This is a genomic window from Micromonospora sp. NPDC049089, assembly GCF_040648775.1.
In the GTDB taxonomy this organism is placed as follows: domain Bacteria; phylum Actinomycetota; class Actinomycetes; order Mycobacteriales; family Micromonosporaceae; genus Micromonospora.
Map to the genome: position 1 here is coordinate 1 of NZ_JBEZEH010000401.1, position 1,506 is coordinate 1,506.

General features: G+C 68.1%; 1 protein-coding gene and 1 pseudogene. One reads left to right on the forward strand and one right to left on the reverse strand.

Going from position 1 to position 1,506, the window contains the following annotated elements; all coding sequences use genetic code 11:
• Positions 1-112: 112 nt before the first annotated feature.
• Positions 113-721 (reverse strand): annotated as a pseudogene (locus AB0B48_RS33100) (glycoside hydrolase family 18); the annotation flags it as partial.
• Between the two features lie 4 nt (positions 722-725).
• Between AB0B48_RS33100 and AB0B48_RS33105 the strand changes: the two are divergent.
• Entirely contained in the window at positions 726-1,430 is a 705-nt protein-coding gene (locus AB0B48_RS33105) for an alpha/beta hydrolase (RefSeq protein WP_357208594.1), read from the forward strand.
• Positions 1,431-1,506 lie beyond the last annotated feature (76 nt).

Consider the following 1,506-nt stretch of genomic DNA (forward strand, 5'->3'; position numbering starts at 1 on the left):
AAGACATATCCCGCGGGACAGTGGTGGGGGGGCTCCCTCGGGCCGGGGGCGGGCCTATAAAAAAAGCCCGGGCCCGGCCTGGGGCCGGCCCCACGATTCGGAGCGGGGTCGGTCAGCGGCCCTGGCGGGCCTTCACGTTGTCGCCGAAGGTCCAGCCGCGGGAGCCGTCCCAGTTGATCGACCAGGTCATCAGGCCCTTGATGTTCGGGACGCTGTTGTAGGCCTGGGTGACCAGCGATGGGGTCATGTAGCCGCCGCCCGCGCCCGGCTGGGCGGGTAGGCCGGGGACCTGCTTGTCGTACGGCACCCGGATGGTGGTGCCCTGGATGGTGAGCCCGTTGTTCAGGCACTGGGTCTGCACCGTGAAGCCCTGCACGGTGCCCGCCGGGTACGAGTCGCCGGCGCAGCCGTACATGCTGCCGTTGTAGTACTGCATGTTCAACCACCAGAGCCGGCCGTTGTCCACGTACTTCTTGATGATCGGCAGGTACGAGCCCCAGATCGAGCCGTAGACCACGCTGCCGCCGGTGACGTAGGCCGTCTCCGGAGCCATGGTCAGGCCGAAGTTCGACGGCATCCGGGCCAGCACGCCGTCGATGATCCGGATCAGGTTGGCCTGCGACGTGGACAGGGTGTTGATGTTGCCGCTGCCGGTCAGGCCGGTCTCGATGTCGATGTCGATGCCGTCGAAGTGGTAGGCCGTCAGGATCGGCACGATCGTCCTGGTGCATGGCGCCTGGGCGGACGGTTCGAGCTGGAGTGGGGAGGTCAAGAGACTCCAGGCACGTGGTTTCGATGTCCAGGTCGCGCCGCAACCCAACCGGGGGCCGTCGATCGACAGCGGCTACCTGAAGGACTTCCTGTCCACCATCGAAGGTCCCATCGTGATCGCCGCCCACTCCTATGGCGGTTTCGTGACGAGCGACGCCGCGACCGGCAACAAGAACGTCAAGGCAATCGTGTTCGTCGACGCCTTCGCCCCGGACAAGGGGGAGACCGTGGAAGACCTCACCGCGGGTTCCGGCTCGATTCTCGAACCGGCCCTGACCGACCCCACGAGCGTCTTCAAGCTCGTACCGTTCCCCGGCGCCCCGGAGGGCGCGGCCGACGCGTACGTCCTGCCGAAGGTGTTCATCCCCGGCTTCGCCAACGGTCTGCCCCAGCGGCAGGCGGAGGTGCTCGCCGTGACCCAGACCGCTCTGGCCACGAACGCGCTGGGGGAGCCGGCCACCGAGCCGGCGTGGAAGACGATCCCGGTATGGGCGGTCATCGGCACCGAGGACCGGGTCATCCCGCCGGCCCGCCAGGAAGAGATGATGAAGCGGGCGGGCGCCGACATCACCCGGATCGACGCCGGCCACCTGGGCCTGATCTCGCATCCCGGCGAGGTCACCGAGGTCATCCTGGAAGCGGCCCGGACGACCGCCTGACGGTCTCCTGACCTCGGCAGCACCGTGAGCCGGATGGCGGAAAGGCCGGCCGTGGCATCGCGGTGAGCGATGCCAC